Genomic DNA, 21,829 nt, shown 5'->3' with positions numbered 1-21,829 from the left:
TCCGGCATCTGCACCATATTCAGTATCTGACATAAAACTATCGTTCTAACTTTTCCGCTCGACGGAAATCATGGTGACGAAGGGATAACGTTGCCAGGGGATCGTGCCGCCTTTCACATACATATGTGAGATAGTGCCATCAAGATAAAGCAACTGCCCGACATCCAGTTTCGCTTTGGCATAGCAGGCAAAATCATAAAAGTTTGTCGCCTGCTGACTGAGCAAAAATACTGCGTTACCTTGTTTATTAATCCCTACACCGTTACGGATTTTGCGCGACGCGACGTTGGGGTGAATACGCGAATTTATCACGCCATTCTCCAGCAACATCGGCCCCGACTGCACCGCAAACTGAATATCTTTACTGGCTTTAAATGCCTGCAGCGGAACGATAGCGGCTTTATCTCCCGCAACATAAAACACACCGCCAGGACGAATAAAGAAATTACCTTCCCCCGAGGCGAGATTTAACGCTACCTTCTGTTGACCGTTTTCGATGTACAAACCGAGAGGCGCATAACCTTCATCATAAATACCTCCGTTCATCACCATCTGCACTTGCCCCAGGCTGTCAACATCAGCCAGCAGCGCATGAAATGTTCCCCACGCTTCGCCATTAGTTTTTTGCCAGTACATTTTCACCCGTTCTGTCTGGGGATTGACGGTATACGCTTGTACGGTCAGCGTCGGATCGGAGAGCGTGCAGTCATCAGCGGCAACAGCAAACAAGGGGAGTAAGGTGAGAGTGAGAAAAATCCGTTTGAGATTCAAGGTGATCATTCCTTTACCAATGAGTAGTCAATGCGCCATTATAGGTTCTGGATGTGGGATTTTTTTATCCTGTTAATGACCTTGACGAGTACCGAAAAGCGCGAAGTTCAACTATTGTTCTGTGGTGTTCCGTTGCGTGTTGACGGCAAAATTTTGCTGGCGTAACATGCGCGCACGATCACTCTAAGAGGACATTCGCCTTGGACACACCCAGTAGATACTGGCTCACTATCCTGTCATCCAGGATCAACTCCTAAGGCTATCCCCTTTTGCTGATAGCCTTAGCGGTTGTCAGCGACCTCAATTTTTCCCGTCGCGCTGAGTCAGGCTGTTTAATGGTCTGAAACCCAATATGTTTCTGTGTGCCCACCGAACTGTCCGATATTTTAAGCATTGGGAGTCCCGGTCATGCTGAGCGCATTTCAACTGGAAAATAACCGACTGACCCGGCTGGAAGTCGAAGAGTCACAACCCCTTGTCAATGCAGTATGGATTGATCTTGTCGAACCGGATGACGACGAGCGACTGCGCGTACAATCTGAACTTGGCCAGAGCCTGGCAACTCGCCCGGAACTGGAAGACATCGAAGCATCGGCACGTTTCTTTGAAGACGATGATGGCCTGCATATTCACTCCTTCTTCTTCTTTGAAGATGCGGAAGATCACGCCGGTAACTCCACCGTGGCATTTACCATCCGTGATGGCCGCCTGTTTACCCTGCGTGAGCGTGAGTTGCCTGCATTCCGTCTGTATCGTATGCGCGCCCGTAGCCAGTCGATGGTTGACGGTAACGCCTACGAGTTACTGCTGGATTTGTTCGAAACCAAAATTGAACAGTTGGCAGATGAAATTGAAAACATCTACAGCGATCTGGAGCAACTGAGCCGGGTGATTATGGAAGGGCGTCAGGGCGATGAGTACGACGAGGCGCTCTCCACGTTGGCAGAACTGGAAGATATCGGTTGGAAAGTTCGCCTGTGTCTGATGGATACCCAGCGTGCGCTCAACTTCCTGGTGCGCAAAGCGCGCTTACCGGGTGGGCAACTGGAGCAGGCGCGCGAGATCCTGCGAGATATCGAATCCCTGTTGCCACATAACGAGTCTCTGTTCCAGAAGGTGAACTTCCTGATGCAGGCGGCGATGGGCTTTATCAACATCGAGCAGAACCGCATCATCAAGATCTTCTCGGTGGTATCCGTTGTGTTCCTGCCGCCGACGCTGGTCGCTTCCAGCTACGGGATGAACTTCGAGTTTATGCCGGAACTGAAGTGGACTTTCGGCTACCCGGGCGCAATTATCTTTATGATCCTCGCGGGCCTGGCGCCGTATCTGTACTTTAAGCGGAAGAACTGGTTGTAAAAAACGAGAATGGTGGTTTAGCCAGGCTAAGCCACCGGTCATTCAAAGGCTCCAGGTATTTAATCCTTTTACCTCTTTCTCATAGAACCATTTATTCGTGTTAACAGCAACATAGGCTACTACAACAATTCCCAGAATGTTAACGCCAATTAATGCACCGACAAATAGAGATAAAATGCCAAGTAATAGAACTATAATCGCTTTTTTCCATAACCCGAGAACAAATAAATATATCCAGGAAAAGAAGAAAGCAATAAAATTCATTTGAATAGTTAATCGTTGTCTTATTTTTAATTCTTTATATGCTGTTTTATATTCAGGTGTTGCTCCCCAGAATCCAGGAAAACCATGTTTTTCATAAAAATTAAATCGAAATTTCCATTTTTCAGTTAATGAACCATCGTTCATATATTCCTTACTCATAAATACTCCCTTAACTATTGTTTTGATGAATCAGTAGGTGCAAGCATTAGCATACTGAAAGTGGAAAAGTAGCAAATTAAGAAAATCATAGAACCAGTGCCTGAACAGTCAAAATGTTCGGCAATCATTGTGATGAAAGAGACGATATAGACTGCTAATGTACCAAAAATATAAGTTTTTATATACGTGAACCCACTATCACGGAGTCGTTGGCAACTCATGTTGATGACGAGATAATGGAGTAAGAGAGTAGAGGCTATAACAAGAAAATTTGCTTCCACATTTGCAAAGAAGACAATAAGAAAGGTGCAGATTAGGTTTGTCAAAGTAAATGACAATATATAATGGCGTCTGGAAATCCTACCATCAGATGTTGGAATAAATACACGTAACATTAATTTTACATCCTTGTCTTAATCTCCTGCCAGCATGACAATACGCCCACTCTCGTGCAAGAGCAGGCATATTTTTTCAGAATATATTTATTTTTTATTTGGTCGTTCTACGCTGCGTATAAATCGCATCCATCACAAAAATCGCCAGCGCCACCCAAATAAAGGCAAATGTCACCATTTTATCGGCACCCGGTTTTTCACCATAAAACGTTACTGCCAGCAGGAACATTAGCGTCGGGCCAATATACTGGAAAAAGCCCAGAGTGGAGAGACGCAGGCGCGTGGCGGCGGCGGTAAAGCACAACAGCGGAACGGTGGTGACAACTCCAGCAGCGATCAGCAGTAAATTCAGCGACATTGGGTTTTGCCCCATATGGCTGGTAGAACTGTCAGCAATAGCAAACAGATAAATCGCCGCCACGGGCAGCAGCCACATGGTTTCGATTAACATGCCAGTTTGTGCTTCTACCGCTATCTTCTTACGCACCAGACCATAGAAGGCAAAGCTAAATGCCAGACCCAGCGCGATGATTGGCAGCGAACCAAAAGTCCAGAGCTGGACCAGCACACCACACACCGCCAGAATTACCGCCAGCCACTGCATCCGGCGGAACCGCTCACCGAGGAAAATCATTCCCAGCACAATGTTCACCAACGGGTTAATAAAGTAACCGAGACTCGCCTCCAGCATATGGTGATTGTTCACTGCCCAGATAAACAGTAGCCAGTTGCCACCAATCAGCACAGCAGAGACTGCCAGCATAAAGATTTTCTGTGGCGTCTGAATCAGGGTTTTTAAATAGGACCACTGGCGGCTGATGCTCATCAGCACCACCATAAAGAAAAACGACCAGATTACACGATGCGTCAGGATCTCATCAGCAGGTACGTAATAAATCAGCTTGAAGTACGCAGGAGCAATACCCCAAATAAAATAAGCGGCAAGAGCGAGTAATACGCCCTGCCGCGTTTGTTTGGTATCCATTGGAAAAACTCATTTTTAATTGTTAACGGCAGCTTACCTGCTCAGATTGCTGACAAAGTGCGCTTTGCCCATGCTGGATGCGGTGTTAACGCCTTATCTGGCCTACAAAATCATGCAAACTCAATATATTGCATTTCTCTGGTAGGCCTGATAAGCGTAGCGCATCAGGCAATTTGCGTTTGTTATCAGTCTCAGCAGTTTACCTGCTTTTAGATTTTCAACCCACCATATAGGTGGCGGTAGCACTGGCAATATAAAGTTGTTCTTCATTGTGCAGTTCAACGCGGGCGACGGCGACTTTATTACCCGCACGTAACAGGCTGCTGGTGGCTGTAAAACGCTCGCCTCTGCCTGGGCGCAGATAATCGACGCGAAGATCAATGGTTCCCATCCGCGATAACCGCTGGCGCAGTTCATCTTCACTGATGGTTTCGTGGCGGGTTAAGGTACTACCTACACATACCAGGCCAGCGGCGACATCCAGCGCCGACGCAATCACCCCGCCGTGCAAAATGCTTTGTGCCCAGTTACCAACCATCATTGGCTGATTGTTAAAGGCCAGTTGCGCAAATTCTTTCTCGTAACGCTCCAGTTCCATCCCCAATGCCCGATTAAACGGCATGTGATAAACAAACATCTCACCCACTAATTTCAGGGCTTTTTCGGCAGTCAGTACGGCAGACATATCATCCTTACACTTCAGTGGTTAATGAAATGTTGATTTTATGCTTCTTTGTTGTTGGTTTCTACTTTAGGAAGGGATAACTAACGGCAATTGAGTTAAGTATGTAAAATAGCCCGCAGAAAAAATATTCATCTAATCAATAATTCGTTACGGAGAACACGATCGATGCGGACTCTACTGGGCTGCTTGTTGCCGGTGTGTATGCTGCCGATAGTGGCAAATGCGCAAGAGGCAACGGTGAAAGATGTGCATGATGCGCCTGCAGTACGTGGCAGCATTATCGCCAATATGTTGCAGGAGCATGATAATCCTTTCACCCTTTATCCTTATGACACCAACTACATCATCTATACCCAGACCAGCGATCTGAATAAAGAAGCGATTGCCAGCTACGACTGGGCAGAAAACGCGCGTAAGGATGAAGTGAAATTCCAGTTGAGTCTGGCGTTTCCGCTGTGGCGGGGGATTTTGGGGCCAAACTCTGTACTGGGCGCTTCCTACACCCAGAAATCCTGGTGGCAGCTTTCTAATAGCGAAGAGTCATCGCCGTTTCGTGAAACCAACTATGAACCGCAATTGTTCCTCGGTTTTGCTACCGATTACCGTTTTGCAGGCTGGACACTGCGCGATGTGGAGATGGGCTACAACCATGACTCGAACGGGCGTTCTGACCCGACGTCCCGTAGCTGGAACCGCCTTTATACCCGCCTGATGGCAGAACACGGTAACTGGCTGGTAGAAGTGAAGCCGTGGTATGTGGTGGGTAATACGGACGATAACCCGGATATCACCAAATATATGGGTTACTACCAGCTTAAAATCGGCTATCACCTCGGTGATGCGGTATTGAGCGCGAAAGGGCAGTATAACTGGAACACCGGTTACGGCGGCGCAGAGTTAGGCTTAAGTTACCCAATCACCAAACATGTGCGTCTTTATACTCAGGTCTACAGCGGTTACGGCGAATCACTTATCGACTATAACTTTAACCAGACCCGCGTCGGTGTGGGGGTTATGCTAAACGACCTGTTCTAATGCGAGTTGAGCGGCAGGCAAAACTGGAATCTTACTTCCAACGTTATCCATCCTGGCGCTAAAAGCATTGCAGTTTCTCGCTCAGGCGCTGAAAATAGCGCCTGTTTTTATTTCAGGCAATCGGGGTGAATGTGGCGCAGGCGGAAGTGTTGAATCTGGAGTCCGGAGCTAAACAGGTTTTACAAGAAACCTTTGGCTACCAACAGTTTCGCCCAGGCCAGGAAGAAATTATCGACACCGTACTTTCCGGTCGCGATTGCCTCGTCGTTATGCCAACCGGCGGCGGCAAATCTCTGTGTTATCAAATTCCTGCGTTGTTATTGAACGGCCTGACCGTTGTTGTTTCACCACTGATTTCGTTGATGAAAGACCAGGTGGATCAACTGCAAGCCAACGGTGTGGCGGCGGCGTGCCTTAACTCAACGCAAACCCGCGAGCAGCAGCTTGAAGTGATGACTGGCTGCCGTACCGGGCAAATTCGCCTGCTGTATATCGCACCAGAACGCCTGATGCTGGATAACTTCCTTGAGCATCTGGCGCACTGGAATCCTGTCTTATTAGCCGTTGATGAAGCGCACTGTATTTCCCAATGGGGACACGATTTCCGCCCGGAATATGCCGCGCTTGGTCAACTGCGCCAGCGTTTCCCGATGCTGCCATTTATGGCGCTGACAGCCACCGCCGACGACACCACGCGACAAGATATTGTGCGCCTGCTCGGGTTGAACGATCCGCTGATTCAAATCAGCAGTTTTGACCGCCCGAATATTCGCTACATGTTGATGGAGAAGTTCAAACCACTCGATCAACTGATGCGTTACGTGCAGGAACAGCGGGGTAAGTCCGGCATTATTTACTGTAACAGTCGGGCGAAAGTGGAAGACACCGCCGCGCGTCTGCAAAGCAAGGGGATTAGCGCAGCAGCGTATCACGCCGGACTGGAAAACGATGTCCGCGCCGATGTGCAGGAGAAATTCCAGCGCGATGATCTGCAAATTGTCGTGGCGACCGTGGCGTTTGGCATGGGCATCAACAAGCCTAACGTTCGCTTCGTGGTGCATTTTGATATTCCGCGCAACATTGAATCCTATTATCAGGAAACCGGTCGCGCCGGGCGTGATGGCCTGCCAGCGGAAGCGATGCTGTTTTACGATCCGGCCGATATGGCGTGGCTGCGTCGTTGTCTGGAAGAAAAGCCACAAGGGCAGTTGCAGGATATCGAGCGCCATAAACTCAATGCGATGGGCGCATTTGCCGAAGCGCAAACCTGTCGCCGTCTGGTGTTGCTGAACTATTTTGGCGAAGGTCGTCAGGAGCCGTGCGGTAACTGCGATATCTGCCTCGATCCGCCGAAACAATACGACGGTTCAACCGATGCGCAGATTGCGCTTTCCACCATTGGCCGGGTGAATCAGCGTTTTGGTATGGGCTATGTGGTGGAAGTGATTCGCGGTGCCAATAACCAGCGTATCCGCGACTACGGTCACGACAAACTGAAAGTCTATGGCATGGGGCGTGAGAAAAGCCATGAGCACTGGGTGAGCGTAATTCGCCAACTGATTCACCTCGGTCTGGTGACACAAAACATCGCCCAGCATTCTGCCCTACAACTGACAGAAGCCGCGCGCCCGGTGCTGCGTGGCGAATCCCCTCTGCAACTCGCCGTGCCGCGTATTGTGGCGCTTAAACCGAAGGTGATGCAGAAATCATTCGGCGGCAATTATGACCGCAAGCTGTTCGCTAAATTACGCAAACTGCGGAAGTCTATTGCTGATGAAAGCAATGTTCCGCCATATGTCGTGTTTAACGATGCAACGCTGATTGAGATGGCAGAGCAGATGCCGATCACCGCCAGCGAAATGTTGAGCGTTAACGGTGTCGGGATGCGTAAGCTGGAACGCTTTGGCAAACCGTTTATGACGCTGATCCGCGCGCATGTCGACGGCGACGACGAAGAGTAGTCATCGGCATAAAAAAGTGCCAGGATGAATATTCCGTAAACGTTTTCCCCACGAGTCAAATGTATGTTGATGTTATTCCTCACCGTTGCCATGGTGCATATTGTGGCGCTTATGAGTCCCGGTCCCGATTTCTTTTTTGTCTCTCAGACTGCCGTTAGTCGTTCCCGTAAAGAAGCGATGATGGGCGTGTTGGGTATTACCTGTGGTGTAATGGTTTGGGCAGGGATCGCGCTGCTTGGCTTGCATCTGATTATCGAAAAAATGGCCTGGCTGCATACGCTGATTATGGTTGGCGGTGGGCTGTATCTCTGCTGGATGGGTTACCAGATGCTGCGCGGCGCACTGAAAAAAGAGACGGTTTCCGCGCCTGCACCACAGGTGGAACTGGCGAAAAGTGGACGCAGTTTCCTGAAAGGTTTGCTGACGAATCTCGCCAATCCTAAAGCGATTATCTACTTTGGTTCGGTGTTCTCGCTGTTTGTCGGTGATAACGTCGGCACCACCGCTCGTTGGGGCATTTTCGCGCTGATCATTATCGAAACGCTGGCGTGGTTTACCGTCGTTGCCAGCCTGTTTGCTTTGCCGAAGATGCGCCGTGGTTATCAGCGCCTGTCGAAGTGGATCGATGGTTTTGCCGGAGCGTTATTTGCCGGATTTGGCATACATTTGATTATTTCGCGTTGATACCTGACGCGTCATCAGAGTAAGTCGGATAAGGCGTTTCGCCGTATCCGACATGATTTTCAGGCATGTCTGGCCGATGCCAACAGTGCTCCCACCAGCATAAACAACGAGCCGAAAATCTTATTCAACGCCTTCATTTGTTTTGGCCCTTTAATCCAGAGTGCAATCCGTTGGGCGAGGGTGGCGTAACCGATCATCACAATAATATCGACCACAATGGTGGTGACGCCGAGCACGATATACTGCATCAGTTGTGGCTGCTGGGGCATGATGAATTGTGGAAATAGCGCCGCCAGAAACACAATACTTTTGGGATTAGTAAGATTCACAAACACGGCTCGCTGAAACAAATGACGGCGAGATTGGGTTGGGGACAGCGACTTGAGGTCGATAGCTCCGGCGGCGCGCCATTGCTGAATTCCCAGCCAAATCAGGTAGGCGGCACCTGCCCATTTTAATATTTCAAAAGCAATAACCGAGCGTGAAAATAGCGTACCCAAACCCACACCAACCAATACAATATGAATCGCCAGTCCGGTTTGCAGTCCAGCGATAGACGCTAACGCACCGCGATAACCGTGGTTAAGTGAGGTCGTCATGGTGTTGATTGCGCCAGAGCCTGGCGAGAGGCTTAAAATGATCGATGTCAGCAAGTAGGCGAACCACCATTCAAAGGTCATGGGAATCTCCCGGATAGTCTATTTTTGTGCCACAATACGCTACTGTCGCGGCGTTGTGTCAGACACGCTTAAAAAAGGTTTAAGAGGCAGATTACCCGATGTTTCAGCAGCAAAAAGACTGGGAAACAAGAGAAAAAGCGTTTGCTGCTTTTACGATGGGGCCACTGACTGACTTCTGGCGTCAGCGGGACGAGGCAGAGTTTATTGGCGTGGATGATATTCCGGTGCGCTTTGTCCGTTTTTGCGCTCCGCAACATGACCGGGTAGTCGTCGTTTGTCCGGGGCGCATTGAGAGCTATGTAAAGTATGCCGAACTAGCCTATGACCTGTTCCATCTGGGGTTTGATGTGTTAATCATCGACCATCGAGGGCAGGGACGCTCCGGTCGTCTGTTAGCCGATCCGCATCTCGGACACGTGAACCAGTTTAATGATTATGTCGATGACCTGGCGGCATTCTGGCAACAAGAGATCCAGCCAGGCCCGTGGCGTAAACGCTATATACTGGCGCATTCGATGGGCGGCGCGATCTCCACATTATTTCTGCAACGCCATCCAGGTGTATGTGACGCCATTGCGCTAACTGCACCAATGTTCGGTATTGTGATTCGTATGCCGTCATTTATGGCGCGGAAAATCCTTAACTGGGCTGAAGCGCACCCACGTTTTCGTGATGGCTATGCAATAGGCACCGGTCGCTGGCGCGCGCTGCCGTTTGCCATCAATGTACTGACCCACAGCAGACAGCGATATCGACGTAATTTACGCTTCTATGCTGATGATCCAACGATTCGCGTCGGTGGGCCGACCTACCATTGGGTACGCGAAAGTATTCTGGCTGGCGAACAGGTGTTAGCCGGTGCGGGTGATGACGCCACACCAACGCTTCTCTTGCAGGCCGAAGAAGAACGTGTGGTAGATAACCGTATGCACGACCGTTTTTGTGAACTCCGCGCCGCAGCGGGTCATCCTGTAGAAGGAGGGCGACCGCTGGTAATTAAAGGTGCGTACCACGAGATCCTTTTTGAAAAGGACGCAATGCGCTCAGTCGCGCTCCACGCCATCGTCGAATTTTTCGACCGGCATAACACATCCAGCGGAAGTCGCTCGTTATAGAGGTTTAAATTTCTTATGTATCAGGTTGTTGCGTCTGATTTAGATGGTACGTTACTTTCCCCCGACCATACGTTGTCCCTTTACGCCAAAGAAACGCTGAAATTGCTCACTGCGCGCGGTATCAACTTTGTGTTTGCGACCGGTCGCCACCACGTCGATGTGGGGCAAATTCGCGATAATCTGGAGATTAAGTCGTACATGATCACCTCCAATGGCGCGCGCGTTCACGACCTCGATGGCAATCTGATTTTTGCTCATAACCTGGATCATGACATTGCCAGCGATCTGTTTGGCGTGGTCAACGACAACCCGGACATCATTACTAACGTTTATCGTGATGATGAATGGTTTATGAACCGCCACCGCCCGGAAGAGATGCGCTTTTTTAAAGAAGCGGTATTCAAATATGCTCTGTATGAGCCGGGATTGCTGGAGCCGGAAGGCGTCAGCAAAGTATTCTTCACCTGCGATTCTCATGAAAAATTGTTACCACTTGAGCAAGCAATCAATGCTCGCTGGGGCGATCGCGTCAACGTCAGCTTCTCTACCTTAACCTGTCTGGAAGTGATGGCTGGCGGTGTTTCTAAAGGCCATGCGCTGGAAGCGGTGGCGAAGAAACTGGGTTACAGTCTGAAGGATTGCATTGCCTTTGGCGACGGGATGAACGACGCCGAAATGCTGTCGATGGCGGGGAAAGGTTGCATTATGGGCAGCGCGCACCAGCGTCTGAAAGATCTGCATCCGGAACTGGAAGTCATTGGGACTAATGCCGAAGACGCGGTGCCGCATTATCTGCGTAAGCTCTATTTATCGTAATCGTTCTTTATTTGTTCAGTTGTCAACCTGATACTTCGCTACAATGGATACTCGTTAATCAAAGAGTTTTCCATTGTGGCGCTACTAATCATCACCACTATTCTGTGGGCCTTCTCCTTTAGCTTTTACGGCGAGTACCTTGCGGGGCACGTCGACAGCTATTTTTCGGTGCTGGTACGCGTTGGCCTGGCGGCGCTCGTTTTCCTGCCGTTCCTGCGTACCCGAGGCAATAGCCTGAAAACCATTGGCCTGTATATGCTGGTGGGCGCGATGCAGCTTGGCATTATGTATATGCTTAGTTTCCGTGCCTATCTTTACCTGACTGTCTCTGAACTGCTGTTATTTACCGTCCTGACGCCGCTCTACATCACGCTGATTTATGACATCATGAGTAAGCGCCGTCTGCGCTGGGGCTACGCTTTTAGCGCCTTGCTGGCAGTTATTGGTGCCGGTATTATTCGTTACGATCAGGTCACTGACCATTTCTGGACTGGCCTGCTGCTGGTGCAACTCTCCAATATCACTTTCGCGATTGGTATGGTGGGCTATAAACGCCTGATGGAAACCCGCCCGATGCCGCAGCATAACGCCTTTGCGTGGTTCTATCTCGGCGCGTTCCTGGTGGCGGTGATTGCATGGTTCTTGCTGGGCAATACGCAGAAAATGCCGGAAACTACGCTGCAATGGAGCATTCTGGTGTTTCTTGGCGTGGTGGCCTCCGGGATTGGTTACTTTATGTGGAACTACGGCGCGACTCAGGTGGACGCCGGAACGCTGGGTATTATGAATAATATGCATGTTCCGGCAGGGCTGCTGGTTAACCTGGCAATCTGGCACCAACAGCCGCACTGGCCAACGTTTATTACAGGCGCGCTGGTGATCCTGGCCTCACTGTGGGTGCATCGTAAGTGGGTCGCTCCGCGCTCTTCACAAACGGCAGATGATCGCAGGCGTGATTGCGCGTTGAGCGAATAAACGCTTCCGTAACCGGCTGACGCTGCTCGCCATCGCGAACGGCGGCGTACAGTCGGCTCCACAATCCTTCGCCAAGGGTTTTAGTCACTACCAAACCCTGGCGTTCAAAGCTCTCCACCACCCAATGCGGCAGGGCGGCAATACCCATCCGCGCGGCAACCATCTGAATCAACAATAAGGTGTTATCGACGCTTTTCAGTGACGGACTGACGCCTGCGGGCTGAAGAAAATGCCGCCAGACATCCAGTCGGCTACGCTGCACCGGATAAATTAACAGCGTCTCGCTGGCGAGATCTTCCGGCGTGATCCGCGTTTTCGCAGCCAGTGGATGGTCAGGTGCTAACACCAGACGCACTTCATAATCGAACATTGGCGAGTAATGCAGGCCACTGCGCGGCAGAATATCGGATGTCATCACCAGATCCAGCTCGCCCTGTTGCAACGCGGGCTGCGGGTCAAAGGTTACGCCCGATTTAAAATCCGTCTCGACCTGCGGCCAGCTCTTATGAAAGTTTTCTAACGCGGGCGTCAGCCACTGAATACAGCTATGACATTCGATGGCGATACGCAGGCGAGTCTGCTGCGGTTCATTGCAGGCTTGCAGTGCCTGACTGATTTGCGGCAGTACCTGGTTTGCCAGTTGTAACAGGATTTCTCCCTGCGGCGTAAAGCGTAGCGGCTGGCTTTTACGCACAAATAGCCGGAAGCCAAGACGTTGTTCCAGATCGCTAAACTGGTGAGACAGGGCGGATTGCGTCTGATGCAACGTCGCCGCAGCGGCTGCGAGCGAGCCGCAGTTCCGCAACGCTTGTAGCGTTTTCAGGTGTTTTACTTCGATCATGAAAGTCCTTCACTTCGGCATGAATAATTTGCGCTTGAGGAATATACAGTAACCGCCAATTATGGATGTGTAAACATCTGGACGTCTAAATACTAAAAATTCCATAAGGGGCATATAATGACAATTCTTAATCACACCCTCGGTTTTCCTCGCGTTGGCCTGCGTCGCGAGCTGAAAAAAGCACAAGAAAGTTATTGGGCGGGGAACTCCACGCGTGAAGAATTACTGACGGTGGGGCGTGAATTGCGTGCCCGTCACTGGGATCAACAAAAGCAGGCCGGTATCGACTTGCTGCCGGTGGGCGACTTTGCCTGGTACGATCATGTTCTGACCACCAGCCTGTTGCTGGGTAACGTTCCGGCGCGTCATCAGAACAAAGATGGTTCTGTAGATATCGACACCCTTTTCCGTATTGGTCGTGGACGTGCGCCAACTGGCGAACCTGCGGCGGCGGCGGAAATGACCAAATGGTTTAACACCAACTATCACTACATGGTGCCGGAGTTCGTTAAAGGGCAGCAATTCAAACTGACCTGGACGCAGTTGCTGGATGAAGTGGATGAGGCGCAGGCGCTGGGTCACAAGGTGAAACCTGTGCTACTGGGACCGGTCACCTACCTGTGGCTGGGTAAAGTGAAAGGTGAACAGTTTGATCGCCTGAGTCTGCTGAATGACATTCTGCCGGTTTATCAACAAGTTCTGGCGGAACTGGCAAAACGTGGCATTGAGTGGGTACAGATCGACGAACCGGCGCTGGTACTGGAACTGCCGCAGGCGTGGCTGGACGCGTATAAACCTGCTTACGATGCACTGCAGGGGCAGGTGAAACTGCTGTTGACCACCTATTTTGAAGGCGTAACACCGAACCTCGACACGATTACTGCGCTGCCTGTTCAGGGTCTGCATGTCGACCTCGTACATGGCAAAGATGATATAGCAGAACTACACAAGCGCCTGCCTTCTGACTGGCTGCTGTCTGCCGGACTGGTCAATGGTCGTAACGTCTGGCGCGCCGATCTCACCGAGAAATATGCGCAAATTAAGGACATTGTCGGTAAACGTGATTTATGGGTGGCATCTTCCTGCTCACTGCTTCATAGCCCTATCGACCTGAGCGTGGAAACGCGCCTTGATGCAGAAGTGAAAAGCTGGTTTGCCTTCGCCCTGCAAAAATGTCATGAACTGGCACTGCTACGCGATGCGTTGAACAGTGGTGACACGGCAGCTCTGGCAGAGTGGAGCGCACCAATTCAGGCGCGCCGTCACTCAACCCGCGTACATAATCCGGCGGTAGAAAAACGTCTGGCAGCCATTACCGCCCAGGACAGTCAGCGTGCGAATGTCTATGAAGTGCGTGCTGAAGCCCAGCGTGCGCGTTTTAAACTGCCCGCATGGCCGACCACCACGATTGGTTCCTTCCCGCAAACCACGGAAATTCGTACCCTGCGTCTGGATTTCAAAAAGGGCAATCTTGACGCCAACAACTACCGCACGGGTATTGCGGAACATATCAAGCAGGCCATTGTTGAGCAGGAACGTTTGGGATTGGATGTGCTGGTGCACGGCGAAGCTGAACGTAACGACATGGTGGAATACTTTGGCGAGCATCTCGACGGTTTTGTCTTCACACAAAACGGTTGGGTACAGAGCTACGGTTCCCGCTGCGTTAAGCCGCCGATTGTCATTGGTGACGTTAGCCGTCCGGCGCCGATTACCGTTGAGTGGGCAAAGTATGCGCAATCGCTGACTGACAAACCGGTGAAAGGGATGCTGACGGGGCCGGTGACGATTCTCTGCTGGTCGTTCCCGCGTGAAGATGTCAGCCGTGAAACCATCGCTAAACAGATCGCTTTGGCGCTGCGTGATGAAGTGGCGGATCTGGAAGCCGCTGGAATTGGCATCATCCAGATTGACGAACCGGCACTGCGCGAAGGTTTACCGCTGCGTCGCAGCGACTGGGATGCCTATCTCCAGTGGGGCGTAGAGGCCTTCCGTATCAACGCCGCCGTGGCGAAGGATGAAACGCAAATTCACACCCACATGTGTTATTGCGAGTTCAACGACATCATGGATTCGATTGCGGCGCTGGACGCAGACGTCATTACCATTGAAACTTCGCGCTCCGACATGGAGTTGCTGGAGTCGTTTGAAGAGTTTGATTATCCGAATGAAATCGGTCCTGGCGTCTATGACATTCACTCGCCAAACGTACCGAGCGTGGAATGGATTGAATCCCTGCTGAAGAAAGCGGCACAACGTATTCCGGCAGAGCGCCTGTGGGTCAACCCGGACTGCGGCCTGAAAACGCGTGGTTGGCCAGAAACCCGCGCGGCACTGGCGAACATGGTGCAGGCGGCGCAGAACTTGCGTCGGGGGTGATGAGTATTAACGAGTCACTGTAAATTGCAGTACGATGATGGCTTCCAGCACTGGAAGCCATTTTGCTATGTGTGCCTGGTATTAAGTGGATCTTCAGGAGCAGAAAATTAATTGCGGATTTCTTAAATACTCAATGCACCACTGACAGGCTTTGCCCATACCATCGGAACGAGCGGCAAGAAATAACTTGGTGGCGTGTTTATGTTCGCGCATCGGCTTTTTCAGTAATTTACCGCTATTTAATAACGGCAATGCCAGATGATGTGGAATATAACCAATACCGACGTTTTGTTCTATTAAGGCGATTGCCGTAGTGAAGTCAGGAACAAAAATGGGTTTTTGTCCTTCCAGTAGCCAGGCTTGCATCGGGGGGAAATTAACGGAGGTATCGCGGATACAAACCGCCGGATAATGACGCAATTCACTGTTTTCTAATGGATGCCGCTTCGCTGCCAGTGGGTGGAGTGGGCTGACGACAAAATCCCATTCCATTTGTCCGACCGGTTCGCTAATGATGCCTTCACTGCTTGGCACTGCATGAGGAGCACCGTAGACCAGATCGGCACGCTTACTGTACAGCGCATCCCAGCAGCCGTTGTATACCTCAAGATCTACTGTCAGTGTTGTTGATGTGAATTGCCGTTCAAAATCTCGAATGAATGCCACCAGCAAATCACCAGGAATAATATTGTTCACCGCAATTGTCAGTTCACGTTCAATACCATCGTGAATCAGCACTGTGTTGCGCTTTAATGCTTCCAGGTCGCCCAGAATAGTTTTGCTATGTTCGATGAAGTAACTCCCGGCCGGAGATAATTCAATATAGCGTCCCTTACGAATGAACAGTTCAACGCTCAGACTCTCTTCTGCTTTCTTAATGGTGTAGCTGATGGCGGAAGGAACTTTATTTAACTGCTCGGCTGCGGTGGTAATGCTCTGGTGTCTGGCGACCAGATGAATAACACGAAGCGTTTCGTCTGAGATGAACATAAGGCTCCCTGGTCAGTGGTAAAGTGGCTGAATCACTCCAGATTCAGCCGTAATCATTGCTTGAGTATACCCAGGAATTAGCGGTGTTGACTTACCCGACTGAGAATCGCATACGCGATGCATGCCACCAGAATAGAGTCCACCGAAGGGATCGTCGTCAGGGTGAATAAGCCTTTTACCGTCATAAAGCCAACCGCAGCGCCTATGATCCAGGCTGCGAATGTCAGCACTTTAATCTGTGACTCCTGGGCTAATACTGACTCTTGATAGCCATTACGGCGATAAAGGAAAAAGTCAGCGATATAAATTCCGGCAACGGGTGGCGTGGCGATACCGAGGAACAGTAGAAACGGAATAAACCACGCCATAATATCCAGACTGCCTACGATGGCGGAAAGGATACCCAGCGCCACGGTAATCTGCCATTTTGGAAAGCGGGTAAGCAGCGTGGAAACCACCAGCGTGCCCTGGAACATATTGCCCGCGTTACCGGTGACGCAGGCGAAAATCAATAACAGCGCCGCGGGCAGAACCGCACCGAATACCGCCATTGCACCCAGTAAAGATCCCTGACCGCTAATGGCGCTCGGCGTTGCACCCGCCCAGTAGAGCAGAGGGTAGGCAACCAGAAACGTCACGCCTGCGGCAATCAGCGCATGTTTGCGGTTATGCACAAAGCTACCGAAATCAGGCAGTGTGGCAACCAGTACAATAATCGTACCAACAACGGTGGAAACGGCGACACCCGTATTCATCTCCACTATCGCTGCTGGTGCTTCTACTTCGGTATGGGTTGCCACATAGAGGATGTAACACAGCACCAGCGCGATAACCGGCACGGCAATCTGGGCAATTTTTCCCAGAACGGCAAAACCAAATGCCGTAGAGGCGACAAAAATGACACAACCAAGCGCCACTAACAGTGCCAGTGGAACTTCCAGCCCATGCTGGGCCAGTAAGTCATGTACCGAATGACCAAACATATTGGCGGTAACGGCAATCCAGCCGAACAGACTTATCGCCATCAAAATGTTAATGGCAATGGCCCCTTTTTCGCCAAACGAATATTTCACAATGCCATACGTTGGCAGGCGGGCTTTTTCTCCAACGCTAATGGTGATGGTAGAAAGTAAGGTCAGAATGACGCCGCCTAACAATACGACGCTAATTAAACTGCCGCTGGAAAGTTGATTGCCGAGGCTTGAGGATGACAACAGCACAGGTGTGACGGCAATACCCAGCAAAATCATGGCAATACGCAATCCTGATGCCGTATTCAGATTCTCTTCTTTTTTACGCATAGTATGTTCCCTTTATAAATGCGCGTTACACAGTATGAAAATGCCCGGTGTATTTGCGCCAGCTACCCAGTTCTGTAATTTCCCGTTGGCCTTCCGTCAGCCAGTTTTCTGCCAGTACGCCCAGCACTTCGCTACCATCGGCAAGTTTGATTTTGCCAATTGCCAGTCCGGCAGGTTCGCTCATTAATAGAGCGGCAAAACTGGCCAGTGGCAGTTGCCAAATTTCTACGTCGACGTGTGTTCCCCCTTCATTCACGCGAATCATTCCCGGATGGCGATCGTTAATACTCCACAACCGGTAATGGGCGTCAGTTCGGTCTTCACGGACAAAAATGCCGCCCGCTTTTTGCATATTTGGGTTGAGTTCCAGGCCGCGCATCAGCGTTCCGTTAACGGCTAAAAGTGTTGTAGTCATTGAGTTCTCCAGAGAATTAAAGGGTTATCCATGTGCCGCTCTGATGCGAAAGGGCTGCTTTTATGGTTTGCGGTGAAGTAATCAGGCCGCTGGCCTGTTTGCCTTGTTGCAGGCTGGTATTGATGAAATCAACAATGGCTTCCACTTTTGGTTGCATACTGCCGATACCAAATTGACCTTCCCGCAACAGCGTTTGTGCTTCGGCAACGCTGATAGCATCGAGCCACTGTTGTTGTGGTGTACCAAAGTTAATCGCCACTTTTTCTACACCGGTGGGGATCACCAGTAGATCCGCGGCCAACTGACTGGCGAGCAGCGCGGAGGCCAGATCTTTATCGATCACAGCTTCCACACCTTTCAGTTGTTGCCCGTCTCGCACCACCGGAATACCACCACCGCCGCAGGCAATGACCAGATATCCATGGCGCACCAGATGAGCGATGGTGCCATGTTCAATAATTTCCAGTGGCGCAGGAGAGGGAACCGTACGCCGCCATCCGCGCCCGGCATCCTCCATCAGAGTCCAGCCGAGTTGTTGTTGGCGTTGTTGAGCCGTTACTTCATCGAGAAATGCGCCAATCGGTTTACTGGGGCTGGTGAAAGCATCGTCATGTGGGTTGACTCGCGTTTGTGTCACCAGCGCAATTACCGGTTTGTTTATGCCACGGCGAGCCAGTTCGTTATGCAGTGCCTTCTGGAACATGTAGCCAATAGCACCTTGTGTATCACCCACGGCGTAATCAAGCGGAACCGGAGAAACTTCGTTACTGGCAAGTTCTGAGCGGCGCAGAATAAAGCCCACCTGCGGCCCATTACCGTGGGTTAGCACCAGATCCCATCCGGCTTCAACCATATCAACGATATGCTGCACGCTTTCCATCACTGCAACATATTGATCGGGGATACTATTGTGCTGATCGTCTTGGATGAGCGCATTGCCGCCAACCGCGACAACAGCCAGAGGCTTAACCATGATGATTCTCCTTTGCGACGATCTCAGCCAGTGCACGTACAGCGGCGACAAAACAGGCCATTGGCGCAGTGGTGATCCCGGCACCAATTTGCCCGACCCCCGCTTGTTTGTGGGCGATACCCGTATTGATGACCGGTAAAATGCCGCGGTCGGTCACTTTACGCGCATCAATCCCTGCTGCGGTGGGGGCAAAATTGAGAGCCGGAAGTGTAAATGCGGGATTGCCGCCGAGGGTGATTGCCTGCATCCGGCGGCTGTTATTGGTGGCATCGGCAGGGGTGCCTCCCACAAATTTGACGATCGCCGGAGATGACGCCATCGCGAAGCCACCCACACCTGCGGTTTCGGTAATTGCGCTATCGCCCAGGTCAGCAGCGGCGTCGTCAACGCCAAATCCGGGGAAGAACAGACCTTCAACTGCATTGGCGGGAGCCTGGAACCAGCGATCGCCAGTACCGGAAAGCCGAATACCAAAATTCACCCCGTTACGCGCCATTACCGTAACCATTGAACTGAACGGTACATTGGCGGCGGCATCCATCATCGCTTTGCAGGCAGCCATCGACAGATTAAGGAAGAAGTGATCGTTACTGGTGATAAATGCCACGGCGCGCTGGATATGTTCTTGTGGAAGAGAGCTGGCCAGCAATGCCGGAAGAAGACGCTTAATCAGCAAACCGGTAGCAGCGGCATTGCGATTATGAACTTCATCCCCCATATGCAGCGCCTGCGCCATTAATGGCTTGAGTTCCAGCTCGCCGTGTTGTGCGATTGCTGCTTTCATTGCCGGAGCCAGCTCATCGCGCATCCAGGCTAGACGATTGAGAACTTCGTCGTTATTGGCACCAAAACGGAGAACCTTACCCAGACCTTCATTGAAATTGCTAAAAGTACGGTGGCCGTTGGTTTTGTTTTCTACCACCCATAACGGCATTGACGGGCTGATGATGCCTGCCATTGGGCCAACCGCGTGATAATGATGACAAGGGGCAAGGTCGATATCGCCTGCGGTTATCTGGTTTTCTGCATCTTGCTGGTTGGTGGCCCAACCTTCGTACAGCATGGCACCAATAATCGCTCCTTTTACCGGACCACACATCTCTTCCCAGGCAATCGGCGGACCAGAGTGCAAAATACGTTTTTGTTCAGCCATTGCTGGAATGGCCTCTTTAGCGAGCATGACATCCACCAGCACGGGTTGTGCTTCGAGATAACGTGTCATGGCGATTTGGTTGGCATTTTCTACCAGTGGATGACGTAGCAACGATGCCAGATCCAATCCAGCGTCAATATCGCCTTGTGCTGGTGGCTGCCAGTTGAGGGCAATTGCGTTTCCCCCGGCGTGTTGAATATTGTCAGCAAAACTGTGTAGTCCCGCGTTCACGACCTTCAAAGGCTGATTAAATAAGGTGTTCATGCGTTTAGCCCCTTTTTCTGCAACTGAGTCTGCGCAACGGTGCTGGCCCATAGCGCCGCCTGTGCATTACTGCCGGCGATGATGACGCCTGCGTTTTGCAGCGCACTTATCTGTTGGCTGCGTACTTGTGGATCAGCTTCTGTTCCGCAAACGTGCGCAATCAGCAACGGTGCGTTATTCATGTTGATGTGTGAAAGTTGCTCCAGTAATTCGCTGGCAGGCATAGCGGAAGCGCCATAACCAAGTACCAGGTCGAATAACACGACGGCAGTGTGTGAGTCGTTGAGTTCGTTGAGCAGACGTTGATTGCGCAGAGTCGGGTCGATCATTGGATGCGGTTTGCCACGGGTGAAATCATCGTCGCCCATATCGATCAGCGTGTGATCTTCGCTTTGCCAGATATTTGCCAGTGTGCGATTACCCGCAACTGGCGTATTGGAGGCTGCGCTGAATCCCTTTTGTTGGCAGATAAGTTGCGCTTCGTAACAGAAGGTTCCTCCGGCGAAAACTCCGCGTATCGCCTGGCGATGGGCTGACAGATGTTGGCTGGCGTGTTCTAACATTGCGAGATCGGCAGAGGAAACCTCTGTATCAACAGCCGGAAGAGGCTGAGCATTTAGCAACGCCACGGCGATATCCGCAGCGCTGGCCAGCGTGGTGGCAGCGGTGATATTGGGGCGTGCCAGATCGTGCGGATTTGCACCGAGGAAATTCACTACCACGGGTTTTCCACAAGCCTCGGCACGCTCCAGAATATTTTGGGCAACGATGGGTGACGGCGGTTTTGAAATCAGCACAATCACGCGCGTTTCATCATCTTGCGCCAGTGCATCTAAAGCAAAGAGCATCGATATTCCACCAATCTCTTCACGGAGATCATGCCCACCTGTTCCCAGAGCCTGAGAAATGCCTGCTCCGAGTCGGTCGATTCGGCAAGTCACTTCCTGTAACCCGGTGCCGGATGCACCGATAACACCAATTGCTCCGCGTTTCACCACATTGGCGAAGCCTAACGGAATTCCGTTAACAATGGCGGTTCCACAGTCCGGCCCCATTACGATGCGCTGACGTTCCCGGGCTAGAGTTTTGATGGATTTTTCCTGCTCGATACTGACGTTATCGCTGAACATCATCACGTTCATTCCGAGGTTTAACGCTTTAATCGCTTCGGCGGCGGCGTAGTCTCCCGGTACAGAAATGAGAGCCAGGTTGGCTTCGGGTTCGGCTTCCAGTGCCATTTCCAGACTGACCTTTTCCGGTGTTTTAATGCCACTATCCGTTTCATCATCAGGCTTGCTGGTCAGACGTTGTTGGGCCAGCACCAGTGCTTCATTGCAAATCTCTTCTTCACCCATAACCGCGATCACTAAATCATTGGGGCTGGCGTTGATTTCGTCGCCCAGACCCGCATCGCGCAATTGTTCGAGATTATTGGGCGTTCCCATGACGACCGAGGCCTGTTGAATACCGGGCAACTTGCTGATTTGCGCGGAAATCTGCATCAGAGACACTGAGTCCTGATAAAGATTGCTGAAAACTTTATATTTAACTTTCATGCTGTTATGCCTGTTTCATTCCGCCCGATAGCAAAATTCGGGCAAAGCATCCCCGTGTAGCGCCATAAACGGG

At 51.1% G+C, this 21,829-nt stretch carries 22 protein-coding genes; 9 read left to right on the top strand and 13 right to left on the bottom strand.

What is annotated here, in order from left to right; all coding sequences use genetic code 11:
- Nucleotides 1-45 precede the first annotated feature (45 nt).
- Entirely contained in the window at nt 46-780 is a 735-nt protein-coding gene (locus A1SC_RS06470) for a phosphodiester glycosidase family protein (protein ID WP_228936767.1), read from the bottom strand.
- A 191-nt stretch (nt 781-971) separates the two neighbouring features.
- On the opposite strand from A1SC_RS06470, the gene ysgD reads away from it, so the two are divergent.
- Together ysgD and corA are read left to right on the top strand one after the other, a co-directional pair.
- On the top strand, nt 972-1,028 hold the full coding sequence (gene ysgD, locus A1SC_RS25675) for a protein YsgD (RefSeq protein WP_211180520.1): 57 nt from the start codon (nt 972-974) through the stop codon (nt 1,026-1,028).
- Between the two features lie 151 nt (nt 1,029-1,179).
- Nucleotides 1,180-2,130 (top strand): magnesium/cobalt transporter CorA, encoded by a 951-nt coding sequence (gene corA, locus A1SC_RS06480; RefSeq protein ID WP_000947160.1) that lies wholly within the window; start codon nt 1,180-1,182, stop codon nt 2,128-2,130.
- 42 nt (nt 2,131-2,172) lie between these two features.
- On the opposite strand, the gene A1SC_RS06485 is transcribed toward corA, so the two are convergent.
- The 4 genes from A1SC_RS06485 to yigI all read right to left on the bottom strand — a co-directional run bounded on the left by A1SC_RS06485 (nt 2,173) and on the right by yigI (nt 4,618).
- Nucleotides 2,173-2,553 carry a DUF2628 domain-containing protein gene (locus A1SC_RS06485; RefSeq protein ID WP_000032592.1) on the bottom strand — a complete coding sequence of 127 codons (381 nt, stop codon included), beginning with the start codon at nt 2,551-2,553 and terminating at the stop codon, nt 2,173-2,175.
- 14 nt (nt 2,554-2,567) lie between these two features.
- Nucleotides 2,568-2,948, bottom strand: coding sequence for a hypothetical protein (locus A1SC_RS06490; protein WP_001517380.1), 381 nt, complete (start codon nt 2,946-2,948; stop codon nt 2,568-2,570).
- A gap of 94 nt (nt 2,949-3,042) precedes the next feature.
- A complete protein-coding gene (rarD, locus tag A1SC_RS06495) occupies nt 3,043-3,933 on the bottom strand; it encodes an EamA family transporter RarD (RefSeq protein ID WP_000380004.1) in 891 nt (296 codons plus the stop codon).
- A 217-nt stretch (nt 3,934-4,150) separates the two neighbouring features.
- Nucleotides 4,151-4,618, bottom strand: coding sequence for an acyl-CoA thioesterase YigI (yigI, locus tag A1SC_RS06500; RefSeq protein ID WP_001277134.1), 468 nt, complete (start codon nt 4,616-4,618; stop codon nt 4,151-4,153).
- Between the two features lie 165 nt (nt 4,619-4,783).
- Between yigI and pldA the strand changes: the two genes are divergently transcribed.
- From pldA to rhtC, 3 genes are all read left to right on the top strand, one after another.
- Nucleotides 4,784-5,653 carry a phospholipase A gene (gene pldA, locus A1SC_RS06505; protein WP_016262691.1) on the top strand — a complete coding sequence of 290 codons (870 nt, stop codon included), beginning with the start codon at nt 4,784-4,786 and terminating at the stop codon, nt 5,651-5,653.
- A gap of 131 nt (nt 5,654-5,784) precedes the next feature.
- Nucleotides 5,785-7,614 carry an ATP-dependent DNA helicase RecQ gene (gene recQ, locus A1SC_RS06510; protein WP_024191924.1) on the top strand — a complete coding sequence of 610 codons (1,830 nt, stop codon included), beginning with the start codon at nt 5,785-5,787 and terminating at the stop codon, nt 7,612-7,614.
- Nucleotides 7,615-7,677: 63 nt separating this feature from the next.
- Complete coding sequence (rhtC, locus tag A1SC_RS06515) at nt 7,678-8,298, top strand: threonine export protein RhtC (RefSeq protein WP_000928833.1); 621 nt, start codon at nt 7,678-7,680, stop codon at nt 8,296-8,298.
- A gap of 59 nt (nt 8,299-8,357) precedes the next feature.
- Here rhtC and rhtB read toward each other — a convergent pair whose 3' ends face one another.
- On the bottom strand, nt 8,358-8,978 hold the full coding sequence (gene rhtB, locus A1SC_RS06520) for a homoserine/homoserine lactone efflux protein (RefSeq protein WP_000142511.1): 621 nt from the start codon (nt 8,976-8,978) through the stop codon (nt 8,358-8,360).
- 98 nt (nt 8,979-9,076) lie between these two features.
- On the opposite strand from rhtB, the gene pldB reads away from it, so the two are divergent.
- The 3 genes from pldB (at nt 9,077) to bioP (ending at nt 11,884) form a co-directional block, all read left to right on the top strand.
- Nucleotides 9,077-10,093 carry a lysophospholipase L2 gene (gene pldB / locus A1SC_RS06525; protein ID WP_016262690.1) on the top strand — a complete coding sequence of 339 codons (1,017 nt, stop codon included), beginning with the start codon at nt 9,077-9,079 and terminating at the stop codon, nt 10,091-10,093.
- Nucleotides 10,094-10,108: 15 nt separating this feature from the next.
- Entirely contained in the window at nt 10,109-10,909 is an 801-nt protein-coding gene (gene yigL / locus A1SC_RS06530; RefSeq protein ID WP_016262689.1) for a sugar/pyridoxal phosphate phosphatase YigL, read from the top strand.
- A 75-nt stretch (nt 10,910-10,984) separates the two neighbouring features.
- Nucleotides 10,985-11,884 (top strand): biotin transporter, encoded by a 900-nt coding sequence (gene bioP / locus A1SC_RS06535; RefSeq protein ID WP_001196250.1) that lies wholly within the window; start codon nt 10,985-10,987, stop codon nt 11,882-11,884.
- Here bioP and metR read toward each other — a convergent pair.
- Nucleotides 11,772-12,725, bottom strand: coding sequence for an HTH-type transcriptional regulator MetR (metR, locus tag A1SC_RS06540; RefSeq protein ID WP_016262688.1), 954 nt, complete (start codon nt 12,723-12,725; stop codon nt 11,772-11,774). The genes bioP and metR overlap by 113 nt on opposite strands.
- Before the next feature lie 117 nt (nt 12,726-12,842).
- On the opposite strand from metR, the gene metE reads away from it, so the two are divergent.
- Nucleotides 12,843-15,104 (top strand): 5-methyltetrahydropteroyltriglutamate--homocysteine S-methyltransferase, encoded by a 2,262-nt coding sequence (metE, locus tag A1SC_RS06545; RefSeq protein WP_016262687.1) that lies wholly within the window; start codon nt 12,843-12,845, stop codon nt 15,102-15,104.
- A gap of 93 nt (nt 15,105-15,197) precedes the next feature.
- Here the strand turns inward: metE and A1SC_RS06550 are convergent, their stop codons facing one another.
- The 6 genes from A1SC_RS06550 to fdrA form a co-directional block, all read right to left on the bottom strand.
- Nucleotides 15,198-16,094 (bottom strand): LysR substrate-binding domain-containing protein, encoded by an 897-nt coding sequence (locus tag A1SC_RS06550; RefSeq protein WP_016262686.1) that lies wholly within the window; start codon nt 16,092-16,094, stop codon nt 15,198-15,200.
- A 77-nt stretch (nt 16,095-16,171) separates the two neighbouring features.
- Nucleotides 16,172-17,395 carry a cytosine permease gene (locus A1SC_RS06555; RefSeq protein WP_016262685.1) on the bottom strand — a complete coding sequence of 408 codons (1,224 nt, stop codon included), beginning with the start codon at nt 17,393-17,395 and terminating at the stop codon, nt 16,172-16,174.
- A gap of 25 nt (nt 17,396-17,420) precedes the next feature.
- Nucleotides 17,421-17,810: an allophanate hydrolase-related protein gene (locus A1SC_RS06560; RefSeq protein ID WP_000214035.1), complete on the bottom strand. Its 390-nt coding sequence runs from the start codon at nt 17,808-17,810 to the stop codon at nt 17,421-17,423.
- Between the two features lie 16 nt (nt 17,811-17,826).
- Nucleotides 17,827-18,783 carry a carbamate kinase gene (gene arcC, locus A1SC_RS06565; RefSeq protein ID WP_016262684.1) on the bottom strand — a complete coding sequence of 319 codons (957 nt, stop codon included), beginning with the start codon at nt 18,781-18,783 and terminating at the stop codon, nt 17,827-17,829.
- The gene (locus tag A1SC_RS06570) at nt 18,776-20,200 is read right to left on the bottom strand and encodes a YlbE family protein (RefSeq protein ID WP_024214639.1); all 1,425 of its coding nucleotides are present in this window, start codon (nt 20,198-20,200) and stop codon (nt 18,776-18,778) included. Before A1SC_RS06570 ends, arcC begins: the two co-directional genes overlap by 8 nt.
- Complete coding sequence (fdrA, locus tag A1SC_RS06575) at nt 20,197-21,756, bottom strand: acyl-CoA synthetase FdrA (protein WP_016262682.1); 1,560 nt, start codon at nt 21,754-21,756, stop codon at nt 20,197-20,199. The genes A1SC_RS06570 and fdrA overlap by 4 nt, the downstream gene beginning before the upstream one ends.
- Nucleotides 21,757-21,829 lie beyond the last annotated feature (73 nt).

It is taken from the genome of Escherichia sp. KTE52 (assembly GCF_000408325.1).
In the GTDB taxonomy this organism is placed as follows: Bacteria; Pseudomonadota; Gammaproteobacteria; order Enterobacterales; family Enterobacteriaceae; genus Escherichia; species Escherichia marmotae.
The sequence above is the reverse complement of the archived record's forward strand: the minus strand, read 5'-3'. Positions and strand labels throughout refer to the sequence as shown.

Excerpts from the sequence above, each read along its gene's own strand:
- pldA (WP_016262691.1), top strand. The coding sequence starts at position 4,784 with ATGCGGACTCTACTGGGCTGCTTGTTGCCGGTGTGTATGCTGCCGATA.
- rarD (WP_000380004.1), bottom strand. The coding sequence starts at position 3,933 with ATGGATACCAAACAAACGCGGCAGGGCGTATTACTCGCTCTTGCCGCT.
- yigI (WP_001277134.1), bottom strand. The coding sequence starts at position 4,618 with ATGTCTGCCGTACTGACTGCCGAAAAAGCCCTGAAATTAGTGGGTGAG.
- rhtC (WP_000928833.1), top strand. The coding sequence starts at position 7,678 with ATGTTGATGTTATTCCTCACCGTTGCCATGGTGCATATTGTGGCGCTT.
- A1SC_RS06485 (WP_000032592.1), bottom strand. The coding sequence starts at position 2,553 with ATGAGTAAGGAATATATGAACGATGGTTCATTAACTGAAAAATGGAAA.
- A1SC_RS06570 (WP_024214639.1), bottom strand. The coding sequence starts at position 20,200 with ATGAACACCTTATTTAATCAGCCTTTGAAGGTCGTGAACGCGGGACTA.
- arcC (WP_016262684.1), bottom strand. The coding sequence starts at position 18,783 with ATGGTTAAGCCTCTGGCTGTTGTCGCGGTTGGCGGCAATGCGCTCATC.
- yigL (WP_016262689.1), top strand. The coding sequence starts at position 10,109 with ATGTATCAGGTTGTTGCGTCTGATTTAGATGGTACGTTACTTTCCCCC.
- A1SC_RS06560 (WP_000214035.1), bottom strand. The coding sequence starts at position 17,810 with ATGACTACAACACTTTTAGCCGTTAACGGAACGCTGATGCGCGGCCTG.
- corA (WP_000947160.1), top strand. The coding sequence starts at position 1,180 with ATGCTGAGCGCATTTCAACTGGAAAATAACCGACTGACCCGGCTGGAA.
- metE (WP_016262687.1), top strand. The coding sequence starts at position 12,843 with ATGACAATTCTTAATCACACCCTCGGTTTTCCTCGCGTTGGCCTGCGT.
- A1SC_RS06470 (WP_228936767.1), bottom strand. The coding sequence starts at position 780 with ATGATCACCTTGAATCTCAAACGGATTTTTCTCACTCTCACCTTACTC.
- metR (WP_016262688.1), bottom strand. The coding sequence starts at position 12,725 with ATGATCGAAGTAAAACACCTGAAAACGCTACAAGCGTTGCGGAACTGC.
- A1SC_RS06490 (WP_001517380.1), bottom strand. The coding sequence starts at position 2,948 with ATGTTACGTGTATTTATTCCAACATCTGATGGTAGGATTTCCAGACGC.
- rhtB (WP_000142511.1), bottom strand. The coding sequence starts at position 8,978 with ATGACCTTTGAATGGTGGTTCGCCTACTTGCTGACATCGATCATTTTA.
- A1SC_RS06550 (WP_016262686.1), bottom strand. The coding sequence starts at position 16,094 with ATGTTCATCTCAGACGAAACGCTTCGTGTTATTCATCTGGTCGCCAGA.
- A1SC_RS06555 (WP_016262685.1), bottom strand. The coding sequence starts at position 17,395 with ATGCGTAAAAAAGAAGAGAATCTGAATACGGCATCAGGATTGCGTATT.
- pldB (WP_016262690.1), top strand. The coding sequence starts at position 9,077 with ATGTTTCAGCAGCAAAAAGACTGGGAAACAAGAGAAAAAGCGTTTGCT.
- fdrA (WP_016262682.1), bottom strand. The coding sequence starts at position 21,756 with ATGAAAGTTAAATATAAAGTTTTCAGCAATCTTTATCAGGACTCAGTG.